The organism is Ideonella sp. P3_A4 (assembly GCF_056403075.1).
The window spans coordinates 1-552 of record NZ_JBFUGE010001365.1 but is presented as its reverse complement, the minus strand read 5'-3'; the positions used below and the strand labels follow the sequence as shown (position 1 = coordinate 552).

Below are 552 nucleotides of genomic sequence, written 5' to 3'. Positions count from 1 at the left end.
AGATCACGCTCGCGCTCGCGCTCGGGCCGCGGCGGGCGCTGCTTCGGTGTTTCGTCGGCGCTGCGCGTGGCCGGCAGCGGCTGGGTGGCTTCGAAGCGGTCGGTCTCGGCGCTGGCTGCTGCCGGTGCGGAAGCACCGCCGCGGCGGTTACCGCGGTCACGGCCTTCACCGCGGCCTTCGCCACCACGACCCTCTGCGCGACCTTCACCGCGGCCTCCTTCACGACGGCCTTCTTGGCGACCTTCCTGGCGGCCCTCTTGACGGTCCGGACGGCCTTCCTGACGACCGTCGGCGCGACCTTCCTGGCGGCCATCGCGACCACCTTGGCGGGTGCCGTCGGCCGGCTTGGCGCCGCGCTCGCCGCCACGTTCGTTGCGCTCGCCACGGCGGCCATCGCGGCCACCGCCCTTGCGGTCACCACGGCCACCTTCGCGGCTGCCCTCTCGACCACCTTCACGGCCTTGCTCGCGGCCACCGGTGCGCTGGCCCGGCTGGGCCGCCGGCGCAGCGGCCGGGGCCGGCGGCGTGGCCGGGGTCTCGCCGATGCCGAAC

General features: G+C 75.7%; 1 protein-coding gene. It reads left to right on the top strand.

The genetic code is table 11. The features are described from left to right. The coding region (locus AC1DYI_RS38030) for a hypothetical protein (RefSeq protein ID WP_477209213.1) at window positions 1-552 on the top strand (552 nt) is incomplete at both ends.